This is a genomic window from Corynebacterium freiburgense (assembly GCF_030408815.1).
GTDB lineage: Bacteria > Actinomycetota > Actinomycetes > Mycobacteriales > Mycobacteriaceae > Corynebacterium > Corynebacterium freiburgense.
The window spans coordinates 2,810,639-2,829,196 of the sequence record NZ_CP047355.1 but is presented as its reverse complement, the minus strand read 5'-3'; the positions used below and the strand labels follow the sequence as shown (position 1 = coordinate 2,829,196).

Annotated in this window: 17 protein-coding genes; 13 read left to right on the top strand and 4 right to left on the bottom strand. The window is 50.7% G+C overall.

Annotation, left to right across the window (positions count from 1 at the left end):
* The first annotated feature begins 150 nt into the window (after window positions 1–150).
* Window positions 151–1,062: a prephenate dehydratase gene (gene pheA / locus CFREI_RS12710; protein WP_027012877.1), complete on the top strand. Its 912-nt coding sequence runs from the start codon at window positions 151–153 to the stop codon at window positions 1,060–1,062.
* The gene (locus CFREI_RS12705; RefSeq protein WP_240483213.1) at window positions 1,056–1,661 is read left to right on the top strand and encodes a histidine phosphatase family protein; all 606 of its coding nucleotides are present in this window, start codon (window positions 1,056–1,058) and stop codon (window positions 1,659–1,661) included. Before pheA ends, CFREI_RS12705 begins: the two co-directional genes overlap by 7 nt.
* Here CFREI_RS12705 and CFREI_RS12700 read toward each other — a convergent pair.
* Genes CFREI_RS12700 through CFREI_RS12690 form a run of 3 tightly spaced genes read right to left on the bottom strand, consistent with a single transcriptional unit; the run spans window position 1,658 to window position 3,786 of the window.
* Window positions 1,658–2,005, bottom strand: coding sequence for a metallopeptidase family protein (locus CFREI_RS12700; RefSeq protein ID WP_027012879.1), 348 nt, complete (start codon window positions 2,003–2,005; stop codon window positions 1,658–1,660). The two genes, CFREI_RS12705 and CFREI_RS12700, sit on opposite strands and share 4 nt — an antisense overlap.
* Window positions 2,005–2,964, bottom strand: coding sequence for a septum formation family protein (locus tag CFREI_RS12695; RefSeq protein ID WP_027012880.1), 960 nt, complete (start codon window positions 2,962–2,964; stop codon window positions 2,005–2,007). The genes CFREI_RS12700 and CFREI_RS12695 overlap by 1 nt, the downstream gene beginning before the upstream one ends.
* Window positions 2,965–2,973: 9 nt before the next feature.
* The gene (locus CFREI_RS12690; RefSeq protein ID WP_084170764.1) at window positions 2,974–3,786 is read right to left on the bottom strand and encodes a GntR family transcriptional regulator; all 813 of its coding nucleotides are present in this window, start codon (window positions 3,784–3,786) and stop codon (window positions 2,974–2,976) included.
* A gap of 335 nt (window positions 3,787–4,121) precedes the next feature.
* On the opposite strand from CFREI_RS12690, the gene serS reads away from it, so the two are divergent.
* The 3 genes from serS to CFREI_RS12675 are packed head-to-tail and all read left to right on the top strand — an operon-like array spanning window position 4,122 to window position 6,597.
* Complete coding sequence (serS, locus tag CFREI_RS12685; protein ID WP_027012881.1) at window positions 4,122–5,390, top strand: serine--tRNA ligase; 1,269 nt, start codon at window positions 4,122–4,124, stop codon at window positions 5,388–5,390.
* A 56-nt stretch (window positions 5,391–5,446) separates the two neighbouring features.
* Window positions 5,447–6,274, top strand: a complete 828-nt coding sequence (locus CFREI_RS12680) for a Cof-type HAD-IIB family hydrolase (protein WP_027012882.1) — start codon at window positions 5,447–5,449, stop codon at window positions 6,272–6,274.
* Between the two features lie 59 nt (window positions 6,275–6,333).
* Window positions 6,334–6,597 (top strand): hypothetical protein, encoded by a 264-nt coding sequence (locus tag CFREI_RS12675; protein ID WP_027012883.1) that lies wholly within the window; start codon window positions 6,334–6,336, stop codon window positions 6,595–6,597.
* 13 nt (window positions 6,598–6,610) lie between these two features.
* Here the strand turns inward: CFREI_RS12675 and CFREI_RS12670 are convergent, their stop codons facing one another.
* On the bottom strand, window positions 6,611–8,464 hold the full coding sequence (locus CFREI_RS12670) for an N-acetylmuramoyl-L-alanine amidase (protein ID WP_027012884.1): 1,854 nt from the start codon (window positions 8,462–8,464) through the stop codon (window positions 6,611–6,613).
* A 151-nt stretch (window positions 8,465–8,615) separates the two neighbouring features.
* On the opposite strand from CFREI_RS12670, the gene glf reads away from it, so the two are divergent.
* The 8 genes from glf (at window position 8,616) to CFREI_RS12630 (ending at window position 18,558) form a co-directional block, all read left to right on the top strand.
* A complete protein-coding gene (glf, locus tag CFREI_RS12665; protein ID WP_027012885.1) occupies window positions 8,616–9,782 on the top strand; it encodes a UDP-galactopyranose mutase in 1,167 nt (388 codons plus the stop codon).
* A gap of 570 nt (window positions 9,783–10,352) precedes the next feature.
* A complete protein-coding gene (locus CFREI_RS12660; protein WP_027012886.1) occupies window positions 10,353–12,296 on the top strand; it encodes a glycosyltransferase in 1,944 nt (647 codons plus the stop codon).
* Between the two features lie 14 nt (window positions 12,297–12,310).
* Window positions 12,311–12,796, top strand: a complete 486-nt coding sequence (locus tag CFREI_RS12655) for a phosphatase PAP2 family protein (protein ID WP_027012887.1) — start codon at window positions 12,311–12,313, stop codon at window positions 12,794–12,796.
* On the top strand, window positions 12,797–13,744 hold the full coding sequence (locus tag CFREI_RS12650) for a decaprenyl-phosphate phosphoribosyltransferase (RefSeq protein WP_027012888.1): 948 nt from the start codon (window positions 12,797–12,799) through the stop codon (window positions 13,742–13,744).
* A 129-nt stretch (window positions 13,745–13,873) separates the two neighbouring features.
* Window positions 13,874–14,896 (top strand): alpha/beta hydrolase, encoded by a 1,023-nt coding sequence (locus CFREI_RS12645; RefSeq protein WP_027012889.1) that lies wholly within the window; start codon window positions 13,874–13,876, stop codon window positions 14,894–14,896.
* 343 nt (window positions 14,897–15,239) lie between these two features.
* Window positions 15,240–17,165, top strand: a complete 1,926-nt coding sequence (locus CFREI_RS12640; protein ID WP_027012890.1) for an alpha/beta hydrolase-fold protein — start codon at window positions 15,240–15,242, stop codon at window positions 17,163–17,165.
* On the top strand, window positions 17,162–17,644 hold the full coding sequence (locus CFREI_RS12635; protein WP_027012891.1) for a DUF732 domain-containing protein: 483 nt from the start codon (window positions 17,162–17,164) through the stop codon (window positions 17,642–17,644). Before CFREI_RS12640 ends, CFREI_RS12635 begins: the two co-directional genes overlap by 4 nt.
* A gap of 5 nt (window positions 17,645–17,649) precedes the next feature.
* Window positions 17,650–18,558 (top strand): cutinase family protein, encoded by a 909-nt coding sequence (locus CFREI_RS12630; protein WP_027012892.1) that lies wholly within the window; start codon window positions 17,650–17,652, stop codon window positions 18,556–18,558.

The window sequence follows — 18,558 nt, the reverse complement described above, 5'->3', positions numbered from 1 at the left end:
GTGACGTTTTAAGGATATGAAGCGCATCCAGAAGCATAATTAAACGCCGGAAAACGCCCTCAACAAAAAGTGTGCAATCTAGATTGCGGCGAGTTGATAACTGGTACCTCCGGTATTAGGCCGCTTGAGTAACCCTATACAGTGTTTGGTATGACCAAAGTCGCGTTTCTTGGCCCTGCTGGAACTTTTACGGAAGAAGCTCTTTGGCGTTTTGTCGGCATGGGCTGTTTCGAGGGGGAGGTTGTGCCGTTGGGGGTTGGGAGTCCGGGGGAAGCATTGGATGCTGTTCGCAATGGTGATGCGGAGTTTGCGGTGGTAGCTATTGAGAATTCGGTGGATGGGTCAGTGACTCCTACGTTTGATGCGCTCGCTGGAAATGGGGTGCAGATTTTTCAAGAGACAGATATTGAGGTGATGTTTTCTATTTTGGTGCGGCCAGGCACCAAAGAGATTCGAACGTTCGCCACGCATCCGGTGGCTCGTCAGCAGGTAAGGGGTTGGCTCGCTGAGCATTTGCCTGGGGTGGAGTTTGTCGCGGCGTCGTCAAATGCTGCGGCTGCGCAGATGGTGGCGGAGGGGCGTGTTGACGCGGCGGCTGCTCCTGGTCGGGCCGCAGAGTTATTTGGTTTGGAGCGCATGGCTGATGAGGTTGCCGATGTGCGGGGAGCACGGACCCGTTTTGTTGTAGTGGGAAGGCCGGGTGTTCCTACGAGGAGGTCGGGGGCGGATCGGACCGCGGTGGTGTTTACATTGCCGAATAAGCCCGGTTCATTGGTGGGTGCGTTGACGGAGTTTGCATTGCGTGGGGTGGATATGTCGCGTATTGAATCCCGGCCGACCCGCACGGGGTTGGGGACCTATAGGTTCCATGTTGATCTTATTGGGCATATTGACGACGCCCCGATCGCCGAGGCCCTACGGGCGCTATATCTTCGCTGTGAGCAGCTTTCTTTTTTAGGTTCGTGGCCTACATTAGACATAGTGTCTAGAACGGATACTGATCGGTTAGCTGAAGCCGCAGCATGGGTTGATGCGGCACAGAAAGGACAATGTTTATGCTGATTTTGGTTCGCCATGGTCAAACGCATTCAAATGTGGCGAAGATAATTGATACTCGTCCTCCGGGTGCGGAATTGACGGAACTTGGGCGTACTCAAGCCAGCGATTTAGGGCTAGAACTCGCCCAATACGATTTGTCTTCTATTAACTGCTCAGTGGCTCTTCGTGCTCAGCAAACAGCCTTACTTTTGGCTGCTTCGTACCACGGTGCCACAGGGAAGCAAATACCGGTGGATATCCAAATGGGTGTACATGAAATTTATGCTGGCCAATTGGATGGTCGGGATGATCGTGAAACAGCAGACTCGTATACGAAAGCCTTTAAAGGTTGGTTAGAGGGCGATATTGGTTCTCGGCTTCCCGGCGGTGAAAACCATGTAGATGTGCTTCAACGTGCTCAGCCAGTACTGGAAACCTTGGCCGCAAGGGATGGGATTAACCTATTGGTGAGTCACGGGGCGGCGATTCGCACGATGGCACGATGGGCAACCGGAGTGCCCGCTGAATTTGCATTTGAAAACTACCTGCCAAATGGTCGCACCGTAATCCTGGATCCAGGGGGCCGACCGTTTGGCGAATGGAATGTAGTGAGCTGGGGTTAACCCCAGCCGAGGGCATGGAGGTCATCATCACTGAGGCCAAAATGATGGCCTACCTCGTGAATCACTGTGATTTTCACTTGCTCGATAAGTTCATCCTCGGTGGAACACATATCTTGGAGGGCGTTTTTATAGATCGTAATCGTGTCAGGTAAATGCCCGGAATTGCTAAATGTGCGATCGGGAAGCGCAACTCCCTCATATAAGCCCAAAATATGAGGGGAGCGAGGATCATAGGTGCCGATAAGGATTACAGTATTGCGCATATGGCGTACGAACTGTTCTGGGATTTGGTCTAAACCCAGGTCGACTAGTTCTTCAAAGCGCTCGTCACTGACCTCGATCATTACTGTGGATTCCGAAGCGGGTTTCGGGTTGGCTGTGGGGGAGGTGGGGCATCGTTAATGGTGAATTCGCCCTTGGCGCTACCTTTCAATGTGGCAAATGTGCCATCCTCATTGGCTTTAATAAGGGAGCAATTGACGGTGTGAGTTCCACCTGCCCAGGAGTTCACCGGGATGGTAGTCCAGAAGGTCTGCAACGTGGAATTGTAGAGGGCATCGTCACCGCCAATATATTCCATACCAACCTGGGTGCAGTGGCCTTTAAGGAACCCATCTTGCTCTTCAATACTGGGGGCATGTTCAGGAAAATGTACTGCTAAATCCACAATGCCAGTTACTTCATATGTGTGTGGCTCGGCGCAGTCTACGACGTGCGTGGCTTGCGCGGCGTCGACACGCACACATTCGCCGGGTTGAGCGACACGTGCCTGGTCCTGCTCATTGGCGCGGCCCGTAGTGAGTTGAAGATTACCTTGATCATCGGTGACCTGTAGTCCACACAACATAGTGCGGTCCCCATTTTTCCAAGCCTCTGCAGGCGGCAAAATAGGGGCGATTGAATAACGGCCATGAGGATCGTAGCGGCCCTGGAGATAATCAACGGTGGGTTGGCGGCATAGCTCTTCTCGTAATTGGGCCTGGCGCGTCATATCCGGAATCGGGGCTTTTGGCCCAAACTCACTCGAAGGGTATGTGGCAAGGTTTTCTCGTGAGGATACTTCAAAGCGGTGCTTTTGAGCACAGTCAGTTTGTTCAAAATTTTTTAGCGTGCCGTTTTGAATTTCCCAGGTAAGGCAAGCACCAACATCAGCTGTTGTAAACGGCGCTGCCCCTTGAGGTGTAGTGAATTGAGGAGTTTCCTGAGTAGGAGTCATGAACCGAGTCACGCCGAATCCGGCGACGGCGACCACGGCGGCGGCCAAAGCCAATCGGACAGTTGGGGCAGTGCGTATGGTATTCATCGTGTTCCATCATGCACCACTTGTTGCCGAGTCGGTAGTAGAGCCTTCACCAACACGCCTAGAATTCCTACTTTGCGAACCAATATGATCCCTTGTGCGCGACACATGTGTTTTCAGTGCGTACCGATCAGTTCTATATAAGGAACAGCACCATTCAACAGGCCGCTCACCCGAAAACGATTGACGAACAATTCTTAATAATGCGGTTCCCGGCTCAACTTCCAAAAGCTCTGCAATGTCGTCTGAAGCATTGACCGCTGTTGCTGTTTGTTCCGCATCGGTGATGGGCACCTGGTAGACATTATCCAAAATTGAATAGACAGAGTTATAAACATCATTTTCCAGCAGATCGGGGGCGAATCTGCTGTTATACCAACCATCATCGATGGCGTAAGGTCGACCATCCCCAAGACGTAATCTACGCAAATGTGTATGCGCAGATTGAGAACCAAAAAACCCTTGGATATCGGCAGGTGCAGGCCCTCTACCAGCTTGTAAAATCTTACTGGAAGCCTGCAAGTGTTGAGCCGACATCTCCGAAGAAAACGAAGCCAAATTCAGCCTTGAAACAAGTGGGCTAGGAGCTACAAATGTCCCTTTGCCGCGGGCACGTTTTAATGTTCCTGCCGCAACAAGATCCCCAATAGCGCGGCGTACGGTAATCCGACTCACGCCATAGGTTTCTTCTAGCACCCGTTCTCCAGGCAGCATATCGCCAGGTGAAAGCTGGGTTGTGCAGATTTCTTCCAGGATTTCTCTCAACTGTGCATGCTTTGGCTTCGAACCGTCGGTTAACGGCCTTGCCACGGGTTTCTCGGCCATACGACCAGATTACCTGCCTGGTGATAACCAGGAGGTTAAATGTGGTAAAAACCCCACGCTGGTGGGTGCTTGGTGCCAGCTGGTATGTTTCCGAAAAATAAGCGATGGTTAGGTACAACGCAGATTCCGCACATAAGGTAAGGCTATAACCATAGAAGGCAAGACCGGTTATGTATGGGGCGGGGGATGATTAGGCTCAGCAGGCCGTGGTACCTCGGGTGCAAATACGAAAGATTTTTGTGAGCGCTTAATCTTTAAGGTCCGCCGACGAGGCCTACTGTATTTCCCAATAGCAATTCCTTGGGGCGCCACAATGGCAAGGTAGGCTGGTGAGCGTGATTGATCTTAGATTTCTCCGAGAAAACCCTGATGTTGTCCGTGCTTCCCAGGTAACCCGTGGTGAGGACCCCGAGCTGGTAGACCAATTAATTGCGGCCGATGAAACTCGGCGTGAATCAATTAGTACGGCGGATTCCTTACGGGCAGAGCAAAAGGCGTTTGGGAAGAAAATAGGTCAAGCTACGCCTGAGGAGCGTCCTACTTTACTTGCCGGTTCAAACGAGCTTAAAGCGAAGGTAAAGGAGGCAGACCTGGCGCAGAAGGCGGCGGAGGAGGAAGTTCACCGCCTTCAGATGTTATTAAGCAATGTGGTGGAAGGCGCCCCTGCGGGAGGAGAAGACGATTACATTGTGCTTGAACACGTGGGCAAACCACGGGATTTTGCTGCGGAAGGATTTGAGCCAAAGGACCACCTAGAACTTGGTGAAAATCTTGGGCTTATTGATATGGAACGTGGCGCGAAAGTAAGCGGTGCGCGTTTCTATTTTCTTACTGGGTATGGTGCGATGCTGCAGCTCGCTATGTTGAGTTTGGCTGCTCAACGTGCGGTGGCGCATGGCTTTCAGCTTATGATTCCGCCGGTATTGGTTCGTCCAGAGGTTATGGCCGGCACTGGATTCCTTGGCGCACATTCGGATGAAGTGTATTACCTCCCAGAAGATGATTTGTATCTTGTGGGTACTTCTGAGGTGGCCTTGGCTGGCTACCATCAAGGCGAAATTATTGACCTTTCTGCTGGGCCAAAGCGGTATGCAGGGTGGTCTTCATGTTTCCGGCGTGAAGCGGGTTCGTATGGTAAGGATACTCGCGGTATCCTGCGTGTTCATCAGTTTGACAAGGTGGAAATGTTTACGTGGTGTAAGCCGGAAGAGGCCGCCGCTGAGCATCAGCGTTTGCTAAATATGGAACGGGATATGTTGGCTGCCGTAGGCGTGCCATATCGGATTATCGACGTCGCGGGCGGCGATCTTGGCTCCTCAGCTGCACGTAAGTTCGACACCGAGGCTTGGGTGCCTACCCAAAACACCTACCGAGAACTCACCTCAACCTCGAATTGTACGACGTTCCAGGCGCGGCGTCTGCAAGTGCGGTACCGCGATGAGCAGGGGCGTCCGCAGGTGTGTGCGACGCTGAACGGTACCCTGGCCACCACACGCTGGTTGGTCGCGATTCTGGAAAACAACCAGCAAGCTGATGGTTCTGTTGTGGTGCCTGAAGCGTTGCGTCCGTTTATTGGTCGGGAAATCCTGGAGCCAATCAGCTAGTAACCGCCCAAACACCCCGCCGGGATTTAGGTGTGGTGTTTGGTGAAGGAGGAGTCTTGGGTTCTTCTGAGTGTACGGTTCCATTGCTGGTGGCGAGCGATATTGATGGCACGCTCATCGACGATAATGAGCGTATCCCACGGCGCGTTCGGTCTGCTGTAAACCGTATGATTCGCGCCGGCACCGTCATGGCGTTGGCTACCGGGCGCCCCGCCCGCTGGATGAAGCCGGTGCTGGACCAACTCACTGTGCGGCCAGTGTGCGTTTGTTCAAATGGTGCGGTAATTTACGACGCCGCGCGCGACCAAATTCTCCAACAACATGTTTTGCAGCCACATATTATGCGGCGGATTATCGACGCCGCGCGCTTAGTCACCGATGTTGGTATTGCGGTCGAACGAAGCGGCGAATCTGCTTTTGCTCCGGAGCATGAGCTTTTTATTGTTGCTCCCTCATATGCTCATGCCTGGGATGCTGATGAATATGGTCACGCTTCGGAAGTTGAAGTAGTAAGCCAACCTGCCGTAAAACTTCTACTACGCAATGATGCCTTAACCGCCGCCCAGCTTTACGCGTTGATTAAACCACTTGTTCCAGAGAGCATGGCTCATATTACTTACTCAATGAACGAAGGGTTGTTGGAGGTCTCGGCCCCCGGGATTAATAAGGCAACTGGTGTGGCTGAGCTGGCTAAATATATTGGTGTTTCGGCGTGTGAAGTGCTGTGCTTTGGGGATATGCCAAATGATATTGAAATGGTGAAGTGGGCGGGACATGGTGTTGCCATGGAAAATGCCCACCCTGATTTAAAAGCGGTTGCCAATGAAATCTGCGGTTCGAATAATAATGCGGGTATCGCCGATGTATTAGAACGCTGGTTTTGATATAAGTAGTGCTACTTTGGGTCTAGTTTTGGTGTGCCCCAACTATTACGCTAAAGGATGTGACCAATAGTTTTTTACGTATCCTCGGCTGGGTAATGGTGGGGTTGGTTATGGTGGCTTCTATCCAGCTGACGATAACCGTCTACGAATCCGAGAATGAAAGCTGGTTTTGGCAGTTTTTGGTTATTGCGTTATTCCAGGCAATAACTTTTTTTCTGCTCCATCACATTGATAAAGTAACTGGGGCACGTCCGATATTTTCTAACGCATTAATGCTGTCTTCGATTTGGTTGATGATCTTTATGATTGTTACGGAACTGTAATTCCGAAAGCACTTTATGCAGCGTGTATTTCCACATTCCCATCGACTGGATTGAAGGTGATATAGCCGCCTTGAAAATCCACTCGAATAAGATCTCCGGCTAAATATTCTTCACTGATCGGTAAACCTAGATGCCCAGAATCAAATCCTTGCGCGGCCCAGGCATCGCCGATTTTGCCCCAAACTGCGTGCGTACCAGCCTCGGGTGAAGAGACGATCATACCGTTCTCAAAGGGCACATACTCAACTGCGGAATTACGTTCGCCAACGGGGGTTGCTGTGTGTACGCCTCCACGCGGCTGTCCCAGTATCGGCCCGACAGCGTCTGTTACTTTTCTCCAGGTAGCCGCGAATTTATCATCGCCAGCAAGGTTAATAAGTGTTTGCACGGTGGCAGGTATGTCCTTGAGTTGCAGCCCCTGAATGATATCGATGTTCCCCATTTTAGTGACGTCGCTAGGCAAACGTCCTTCAGCAGCCAACAAACCAACACCGGCAGCCAGGAGTGTGCCTAAAGCATTCGCGGTATTTTGCGATTTCAATACGTTGGCGAGTGGCGCGGCTGAAGGAGCTGCAGAGGCGGCTTCCGCAGCGGGTTCAGCTGCTGCAGTTTTTGATGTAGTGGCAGCTGTAGTTGTGGTTTGCGTTGCAGTTGTGTCTTTTGTGTCCTTGGGCGCGTTTGCGTGGGTGGTTGCTTCGGTGGTTAAGGCATCACCACTTACGTTTCCAATGGAATCGTACTTGCGCTTGGCAATGTCGCGAATAGTATCCATTTTTGCGTATGCGAAAGAGCCAGGGCACGCAGTATTACCGACGTCGCGGTGCGCAAAAATATTCGGAAGGGTTACGGATTGGCCGTACGGGTATTTGGAGAAGCTGGTCCCTTCGGAATAGTGAAGATCTTGTCCAGTCGGATCAAAGTCGCCTACTTTTGCTCGCCATCCGGCCATTTCGCCTACGGCATTGATCATGGCTCCAGTGGGTTCCACTTCCTCATAGTTGCCCAACATTGAGATCGCCCAAGTGTTCTCATTGAATCCACCTGCATGAGCACCTTGAACGGGTTTACTTAGGCCTCCAAATCGACCTTCGTAAATAGTCCCGTACTTATCCACCAGCGAGTGGTAGCCAATATCGCACCAACCTAATTGTTGAGCATGATACTGGTAAATGCCACGAACAATGCCAGCTGCTTCCGCTTGCGTGTAATTGTTCGAACCTGCGGTGTGATGAATGGTAATCGCATTTGTTTCACTATCGTATGTGGGTGAGCCGCAGCGAATGGACTCATCAGCGCGCCATCCAGCACGGGTCACAACATTTGGCATCCCATCACTTTCGGCAGTTAGTGCGATACCGCCTTCATCGGCTTTGCCGTCGATAAACACTGCCTCGATGCCGGCAGGATCTCCGACATTATGTACTGCTACCTGTACTTTCTTTGTGGCTTCCAGGTAGATCGGTTCAGTACCGGTATTTGCGCCTATGTTTTCATTGAGTGGTTCGGCATCGTACCACGGTCCCCATGATCCATCATCTTTTTGGGCGCGGAAAAACGCGGCGAGGTTTCGATCGCCTTGCCAAGAGAGGGCAAAAATAGAAAATGGTTCTTCACGGGAGAATTCTTTGACACTGCGTGGTCCAGCGGTTTCGCCTTGCGCAATGATTGCCGAATCTTCGACGACGACATTATCTCCACCGTCGAAACTTGTTGTGTTGATATCGGCTGAAATTGGGCTTTGGCCAGCATCTTGAGTTTTTTGGATGCCACCGACGCTGAGCACTACGGATACAAGCAGGGTAACTGCAAGGATCGCAGCAAGGGCTGGTCGGTGGGAGACCGCTAATAAGCGGCGGCGTTGCAGCATGTGGAGACACTCCCTGAGATTGAAACAATGTTACGTTATTAAACTTTAGTGGCTAATGCTATCAGTGGTACAGGTGTTGCAAAAGTGAATATTGCGGCGTGTCTTAAAGAATTGCCGTGCGCTGGGAGAATTCACGCGATACTCTCAACACATGACCGAACAAAAATATGACTTGATTGTTGTTGGCTCCGGGCTTTTTGGATTGACCATTGCTGAGCGCACAGCGTCACAGCTTGGCAAACGAGTGCTTATACTGGAAAAGCGCCACCACTTGGGTGGAAATGCCTACTCAGAAGCAGAACCGACTACCGGTATTGAAATCCACAAGTACGGGGCACACCTGTTCCACACCTCAAATAAGCGCGTGTGGGACTATGTTCGTCAATTCACCGACTTCACTGGCTACCAGCACCGTGTTTTTGCCATGCATAAAGGCACCGCATACCAGTTTCCAATGGGTTTAGGTTTGATAAATCAATTTTTTGGAAAGTACTACAGCCCTGATGAAGCCCGAGAGCTAATCCGTCAACAAACTGATGGCCACAATCCAGCTGATGCCCAAAACCTCGAAGAAAAAGCCATCTCTTTGATCGGTCGTCCCCTATATGAAGCATTTGTTCGAGATTACACGGCTAAGCAGTGGCAAACGGATCCGAAAGAGCTGCCTGCCGGAAATATCACTCGCTTGCCGGTCCGATATAACTTTGACAACCGCTATTTCAGTGACACTTATGAAGGCCTCCCGGTAGATGGCTATGCGGCTTGGCTAGAACGCATGGCGGATCATGAGCTTATTGAAGTCCGCCTTAATACTGATTGGTTTGAAGTCCAAGATGTAATCCGAGCCGAGAACCCCGATGCTCCAGTGGTGTATACCGGCCCCCTGGATAGGTATTTTGATTATTCTGCTGGCACGCTTGGTTGGCGTACCTTGGATTTTGAAACAGAGGTTCTGGAAACGGGTGACTTCCAGGGAACTTCAGTAATGAATTACAACGATGCAGATGTTCCCTATACTCGTATTCACGAGTTTCGGCATTTCCATCCAGAGCGTACCGAGTATCCCGATAATAAAACGGTAATTATGAAGGAATATAGCAGGTTCGCAACTGGGGATGATGAGCCATACTATCCAATTAATACGCCTGCAGACCGCGATATGCTTTTGAGGTATCGCGAGTTAGCCGAAGCTGAAACCGCTGAGCGTAAGGTTTTCTTTGGAGGGCGGTTAGGTACTTATCAATATTTGGATATGCACATGGCAATCGCATCAGCACTCAGCATGTTCGACAATAAATTACGGCCCATTTTGGGTTAAGTCACCTACGAAGTTTCTCGACGCCGCGCTTTGTGCAGGTCTTACACAATTAGCGAGGTATGAGCTGAGTCTCATGTGATACAAAAAGGGGCAACTTTTTCCAAAAGTTGCCCCTTTTGTATCAACCAGCAATTTTTGACCTGGGGTTTTCGGAACCCAAATGATACAAAATGGAGGACTTTTAAAAAAAGTAGCCCTTTTTGTATCACCTGCCTAAAGTTGACTTAGGTTTTCGGAATCACCTAGTAGCTAAACTTATATTCCGTGCGTTGGCTTTAGGGCGTGATTGGATAAGTGGTTGTGATCTCCTGATTTATCCGGGTGAAAGCTTCACCACAGCTAGGCTGCGTAGCACAGGAACGTTGTAGGGTTTGTGTTGTGTCATCATTTTGGAAGTTATAAGGGTTGCAGAGGCTACGGGAATATTTTTGTAACCGGCTTTTTGGCGAATCATTAGGTTTTCGGTGGGGTGTTGATTGTTCCAGCCCCACTTTCCTGGGTGGCTTAAGTACTTTATAGCTTTATGGCGGCTACGCTGAATGGGTAACTTAACAGAAAGGCTGATTTAGGATGAGTAAGGCGATCGAGCAGCTGCAGCGTGTGTTGCTGCCTAAGCGTGGTGAACCACATGATGTGCGGATGCTGTACTTGATTGAGGCGGATCGCAATAATGCTCGTGCTCGTTGGGTTGATCGCACGAGTGTAACTATTCCTAGTGGCTGTGAAGTGAGTTTTCAAACGTATTTTAATGCGTTTCCGGCGAGTTATTGGCGGCGGTGGTCGCAGTTGAATGCGGTTATTTTGCGTGTCGAGGTCGAAGGTGCGGCTCGTGTGGATGTGTATCGTTCGAAAATCGATGGTGCGCGTATTGGGGTGCAAGGTGGTCTTGTTGAAGATAATGCCATTGAGTTTGAGCTTTCATTAGATCCTTTTGAGGATGGCGGTTGGTATTGGTTTGATATCACTGCTGAAACGGATACCACTATTACAAAGGCTGGTTGGTTTGCTCCGGTCACTCCGGAGGCACAGACGTTGCCGAATGGTGATCAGGTTGGTCCGTTTGAGCCGCGTGTGACTGTTGGTGTTCCTACGTTTAACCGTCCCGCCGATGCTGTGGCGGCATTAGAGGCCCTGGCAAGTGATCCAGAGGTCGATGCTGTGATTGACGCTGTGATTATGCCGGATCAGGGTACAAAACATCCTGCCGATGAGCCGGGATATTCTGATGTGGCTAAGCATTTTGAAGGACGGCTATTCGAGTTCCGCCAAGGAAATCTTGGTGGTTCGGGCGGTTATTCTCGCATTATGTGGGAGGCGTTGGGGGATGGTTCTGCTGGCGCGAAAGAGTCTCCATACATTCTTTATATGGACGATGATATCGCCATCGAGCCCGACTCCATTCTCCGTGCTCTCCAGGTAGCGCGTTTTGCTAAAACCCCGATGCTTGTTGGTGGCCAGATGCTGAATCTGCAGGAGCGTAGCCACTTGCATTCCATGGGGGAGGTTGTGGATCGTTCCATATTTATGTGGACCCATGCACCACATGTGCATTATGACCATGATTTTGCCAAGATGCCGCTGGATTATAAAGGCAAAAAAGACGATAAGCCGAAGGATAAGAACTCCAAGGATCTGCACCGTCGGATTGATGTTGATTACAACGGTTGGTGGATGTGTATGATCCCGCGCCTTGTAGCTGAAGAAATCGGCCAACCATTGCCACTGTTTATTAAGTGGGATGATGCTGAGTATGGTTTGCGTGCTGCAAAGGCTGGTTATCCAACGGCTACTTGGCCGGGTGTGGCTATTTGGCATATGGCGTGGTCTGATAAGGATGATGCCATTGACTGGCAGGCGTATTTCCATTTGCGGAATCGTTTGATTGTGGCGTCGATGTATCACGACGGTCCTGTTGATGGGATTGTTCGTTCGATGCTTAAGGCGACGATTAAGCATTTGATGTGTTTGGAGTATTCGACCGTTCGTATTCAGAACGAGGCGATGCGTGACTTCCTTGCTGGGCCCGAGCATCTTTTCGATATTTTGGATTCTTCATTGCCGCGTGTTGCGGAGATTCGGAAGCAGTATCCGGATGCTGTGGTGCTGCCTACGGCGGCGGAATTGCCGAAAGCGACCGGAATTCCAGGCGTTCCCACAAAGGATATTGGGGGTCGGCTTGGGCCGTTGAAAAAGGCATTGTGGCTGGCAAAGGGGTTAAAGCATTCGTTTGGTAAGGAAAATCCGGCGCATCATAAGACACCACAGGCGAATTTTGCACCGATTGAGGCGCGGTGGTTTAGTCTTTCGCGTGTCGACGGCGCGACCGTTACTACCGCTGATGGGCGCGGTGTTGTGTATCGCCAACGTGATCGTGCGAAAGCCAAGGAATTGTTCTTGGAGTCGCGGGAGTTACAGCGCCAGGTGAAAGAGCGCTTCGATGAAATGCGGGAACGGTATCGCGCAGCGCATCAAGAACTAACCAGCCGTGAAGCTTGGGGAAAGGTATTTCAGTGACCAAAGGTGACCCTTTGCATGAGGCACGGGTACTTATATGTCTGCAGCGTATAGTGCCAGAAGCCACACTTCCGATTGCTCGCGGCATGAGTTTTTTTGGTGAGCACGCGGCGGGCTGGCTTGCAATGGGCCTGGTGGGCGCGGTCGTCGATAAGCGACGGCGTGGTGCATGGTTGCGTTTAGCTGTGGCTGCGTTTGTAAGCCATGCGGCGTCGGTGGTGTTGAAGCGCATTGTGCGACGTCCAAGGCCGGATAACAGCGAAATTTCCATCGGAGTTTCCACTCCCAGTAAGCTCAGTTTCCCAAGCTCTCATGCGACCTCAACTACGGCCGCACTGGTGAGCCTTAGTAAGCTGACGGGCTGCCGCGCTCCACTTATTGGAGTGCCGTTAATGATGCTTTCGCGGATGATCCTGGGTGTGCACTACCCCACGGATGTGGCAGCAGGTGCGCTTTTAGGTGTGCTTACCGCGAAATTGGTGCAGGAAAGGCAGAAGTAAATGACCCAGCCGATCGGCTCCGAACCACATACCGAAGGCCTGGACACACATACGAAAAAGAAGCCTCCGAAAAATCTTTTGGATGGCATGGTGAAAGCCCTGCGGCCAAAGCAGTGGGTGAAAAACGTTTTGGTGTTGGCGGCCCCGGCAGCCGCTGGCAGCTCAGCATTGCTCAACCCGACCACTCTTATCGACGTCGCGATCGCCTTTGCTGTGTTCTGCATGGCTGCATCATCCATTTATCTTGTCAATGATGCACGCGATGTAGAAGCCGATCGGGAACATCCAACAAAACGTTTCCGCCCTATTGCTGCGGGCGTTCTACCCGTACCTATGGCGTACTGTATGGCAGTTGCACTCATTGTTGGAGCCTTAGGTGTGTCATGGTTGGCCACTTCCGGCAGAGATCTTTGCGTGGTGGTGGGAATCTATATCGCGCTGCAATTGGGATATTGCTTTGGTTGGAAACATCAACCAGTAATCGACATTGCGCTTGTTTCCTCAGGCTTTATGTTGCGCGCAATGGCTGGTGGTGTTGCGGCTGGAATCATGCTTTCGCAATGGTTCCTATTAGTAGCTGCTTTCGGTTCGTTATTTATGGCTTCAGGAAAACGTTATGCAGAGATTCTGCTAGCTGAACGTTCCGGCGCAAAAATCCGTAAGTCTCTTGAGGGTTACACAGCTCCCTATCTACGATTTGTTTGGACTTTGTCGGCTACAGCCGTGGTTATGTCTTATGCATTATGGGGTTTTGATATGCACGGGGGTGTTTGGTACCAAGTGTCGATGGTGCCCTTTACCGTGGCAATTCTTCGCTATGCAGCTGATATAGATCGGGGTGACGGGGGTGCCCCTGATGAATTGGCACTTTCAGACCGTACTTTGCAGGCATTAGCCCTGCTGTGGGTGGTTTGTATAGTCCTTGCCGTATATGTGAATCCGGCTTAAGACACCCCGTAAAAACACTTGCATCTAGCTTTGTGTGAAATAAGGATGTAACATTTTGAAAAAGCTGGGGCGATAGTCCCAATGTCAATGCGCAATCGAGTACTGGGAAAAACCCGACCGAGGAGAACCATGACCATCATGAACCGACTTCGCGCAGTCGGCCGTGGCGCCACCGTAGCTGCCATGGCCATAGCTGCAGCAGCAGGACTCGCCGTCGCTGGCAGTGGTGTCGCACAAGCCGATACACGCGGCACACTCCGTCCTGATGCAACAGGAACTTGTGACTGGGATGCAGCACAGCACTGGGTACAGCGCTGTGACGTCTGGTCTGAGTCGATGGGCCGCAATGTGCCTGTCCTGGTGCAGCCCGCTCGCGCAGGTGGTAACGCTGGTTTCTACCTTCTGGACGGTATGCGGGCTGACGATAACTTCACAGGTTGGACTGTTTATTCAAACGCACAACAAGCTTATGTGGACTCCAACATCACCTTAGTGATGCCTGTGGGTGGCGCTGGCTCTTTCTACTCTGACTGGGATAACTCAGCAGCGTTCTCTTCGGAGCCAGTCACGTATAAGTGGGAAACCTTCCTAACCTCCGAACTGCCAGGTTACCTGCAGCAACACTTTGGAGTTTCCCCGACCAATAACTCCATCGCGGGTCTTTCCATGGGTGGCACAGCTGCCCTCAACCTTGCTGCACGTCATCCAAACCAATTCCGCCAAGCCCTTTCATTCTCTGGCTATTTGCACACCACTGCGCCAGGTATGCAAACCCTCCTGCGTCTCGCTCTTTTGGAGACCGGTGGCTTTAACCTGAACGCAATGTATGGCAGCATCACCAACCCACGCCGTTTTGAAAACGATCCTTTCCTGAACATGGAAGGCCTCCGTGGCGCTGATGTCTACATTTCTGCTGCTACCGGTTTCTGGGGCCCAGAAGATGCGAACCTGCCACTTGACCAGCGCTTTATGGGAGCGGGTCTGGAATTCCTTTCGCGGAATACTACCCTTGAATGGGAAAAGCAAGCGCGCTCCATTGGTTTGAATCCAACGACGCACTACCCACCAACCGGTGTGCACAACTGGCGCCTTTGGACCGACGAACTATGGCGTACCCGTGACCGTGTTCTGGATGTTATGAACGCACGCTAACAAAACCTATTTTGTTATAAACCGCACCTTTGGGTGCGGTTTTTGCGTTTGTATGGCTGTGGCGATCCTTGAAAAGGGCGAATAGCAGTATTGCGGATAAGAGATGTGATCAAATTCTTAGAAAGTATTGAGTCTGCGACCCGCCTCAGTACGAACTTTCGGTAGCGTCAAAGAATCCTAAGGTTATTGTGGGCAATTAGATGGTGCGCTGAACACCTGTGTCACTTAAATTTAAAAAATTAACGTTGGATACCGTGTGTCACACCAACAACAACTTTAAAGTTGTACTTAAACTAGGTCCCATCGTGTGCAAGTAATTTTTCACTTAAAGGACACCATTTTTATGCGCCACTCACGCTTTGCTCGTCGTATATCTCGTATAGCTGCTCTTTTGGTACCTCTTACGCTCTTGGCGCCAACCCCAATTGCGGCCGCACAAACTTCTGCCCCAAGCGCAAACTTGGCCCCTAGTGATGGCATAACTGGATACCTTGAAGGTGGTGAGGCGCCGCAACGGACGCCTATCCGTACTGATCATCCAGATATTGGTGGTTTACCAAGTGGTGTTGATGTTGACCGAGTGGAATGGCTTACTGATCGAAGAATCGCGGTGTATATTAAGTCTGCCGCAATGCCGGAAAAACCGATACAGGTCCAAATACTCTTAGCTAGAGACTGGCATTCCAATAAAAACGCTAACTTCCCAGAAGTATGGGCACTTGATGGTTTGCGTGCATTGGAAGAAGAAAACGGGTGGACCCTCTACACAAACATTGAAGAATACTTTGCGGATAAAAACGTGAACGTTATTCTGCCTGTTGGTGGCGAATCTTCCTTCTACACTGACTGGGAAAAGCCAGATAATGGCAAGAACTACAAGTGGGAAACATTTCTGACCCAAGAACTCCCTGCAGTGTTAAAGAATGGTTATCGTTCGAATGGTCAACGAGCGGTATTTGGCATTTCAATGGGCGGTACGGCGGCAATGAACTTGGCGCAACATCGCCCAGACATGTTTAACTTTGTTGGTTCATTCTCAGGTTATTTGGATACAACCTCATCGGGTATGCCTGCAATGATTGATGCAGCGATGAAAGATGGCGGTGGATATAGCGCTGAAGCTATGTGGGGTCCATATGGCTCCCAACGTTGGATTGACAATGATCCTAAGCAAGGCATCGAAGCATTAAAAGGAAAGACCGTATATGTTTCGGCAGGTTCTGGTCGCGACGATTATGGTGAGCCTGGTTCTGTAGCTGATCGCCCTGCGGAAGTATCTGGTATGGGCTTGGAAGTAATTTCACGCATGACCACGCAAACATTTGTCGATCGTGCGAAAAAGGCGAACGTGCCAGTTACCGCTATGTTCCGCCCATCGGGTATCCATAATTGGCCTTATTGGCAGTTTGAATTAACTCAAGCATGGCCGCATATTGCCGATAGCCTTGCTATCGAAGAGAAAGATCGAGGCGCAGAATGCACCGCTGGTGGTGCTATCGGTGAAAAGACAAAAGATGGTGCTTTTGGTTCCTGTCTGAACAATGAATACGACGTTCCAGGTGGTCGTGCACAGGACTTTAGAAATGGTCGAGCATATTGGTCCGATAAAACCGGTGCACACGTTCTTATTGGCCGGATTGCTGCTCATTATTCCGAAATTGGGGCAACGGAATCCTGGCTAGGGTTCCCAGTAACTGGCGAGCTGACTGCGCCAGATGGTGTCGGCCGCTTTGTGAATTTTGAGCATGGGGCTATCTATTGGACGCCGGAAACCAATGCGCATGCCATTCCAACCGATATGAAGGAAGCTTGGGGTCGGTTGAAGTATGAGCAGGGTGTGTTAAAGTACCCGACCTCTGATCCAAAAGATATAAGTGGTCATTTGGTGCAGCAATTCCAAGGTGGTTACGTGATCCGTACCAAGGATCAAGATGCTTTTACCGTTCAAGGTATTATTGCTCAAAAGTATGGCGAACTTGATACTGTGAATTCCCAGCTTGGCGCACCAAAGTCCAATGAAAAGCCAGTGAATGGTGGCGCAATGCAAGAGTTTGAACACGGAAAGATGTACTGGAGCCCGGAAACTGGCGCGCACTTTGTGCTTAATGGCGATATTCAAAAGGCTTGGGATGCCAAGGGTGGCGAGCAAGGTGAGTTTGGGTTCCCGATATCGGATCAAGAAAAGATTCCTGCTGGTGGCGAAATGGTGACATTCCAGCGCGGGGTAATCAAACAGGTTAATGGCCGTATCGTTGAGGAGAAAAAGTGACCAAGCGTTTTGCCATCGTGGTGATTGCCGCTGCGGGTTTACTCGCAGCATGTGGCGGCGCCACTTCAGATGAGACAACTTCCGCTTCAAGTACGACATTGAGCCGGGCCTCTACAAAGCCGTCGGCATCTTCGTCGGTGCCAGATGAGTCCAAAGATTCCAGTGCGCAGTCTAGTGAGCCGAGTGTTCAGGACCGCGCGGCTCAGGAAATTTCTTCCTTGCCCGAGATCACTCCAGAGCGTTCTTCTGAGGATAAGGATTACTTGGGAACCTTAAAGGATAAGAACGTTAAGGTTGAAGGAATTGAGGATCAGCTGATTGCTGCGGCGACAGAAGTATGCCGCGCAAATGAGCTTGGGCAGCAAAGTTTTACTGTCGACGCCGTGGCCGGTCAGCTTATTGAGCAGGGTCGAAGCTCTCAGTCACCTGAGGAAGTGGCGAAGATAATTGCGGATGCCGCGAAAAGCGCGTACTGCTAGAGCTCATGAAGAAAGTCCTGCCTACCGTTATTGGGCTGATTATCCTAATAGCACTAACGTTGCTTTTAGTTCGGTATCTCGTAGAGCGGCCGAAAATCGAACCGCCTGCTCCACAACCACCTGAAGTGATTCAACCTGAGTGGTGCCCAAGCGTCGAAGTGATAGCTGCGCCGGGCACCTGGGAATCCAGCGCAACGGATGATCCAATCAATCCGATGGCAAACCCAACATCGTTTATGTTGACAGTCACGCAGCCTTTGCAGGAGCGTTTTTCTCCTGATGATGTAAAAGTTTGGACTGTGCCATACACTGCGCAGTTCCGAAATATTAATGCGATGCATGAAATGAGCTATGACGCATCACGGAATGAGGGAAGCGCGCGTGTAGAGGAAGAAATGCGGAAAACCCATGGGGAATGCCCACTCACTGATTTCGTGTTAATTGGTTTTTCTCAAGGGGCTGTATTCCTTGGAGACATTACGTCTGTAATTGGTACGGGCGCCGTTACGAACATTGTGCCAGCTGAACGTATACGTGGTGTGGCATTGGTTGCGGATGGGCGTCGAGAAGCAAATGTTGGGCAGCATATTGGTAATCCTGTAGGTGGCGTTGGGGCTGAGGTTGCGTTACACCCTGTAAATGCCTTGGTGCAGCCAATTGTGCCTGATGCGACGATGCGTGGGGCGCGCCCAGGCGGTTTTGGATCTATTAATGATCGAACTGTGGAAATTTGTGCTCCTGATGACCATATATGTGATGCACCATTGAACGTATTAAATGCATTTGAACGTGCCCAAGGGCTTATCGCGGCAAATGGTATTCACGCTCAATACGCAACAAACCCAAATGTTATTCCCGGTACCACAACTTCTGCATGGTTAGTTGATTGGGCAACTGATTTGATCAACAAATAA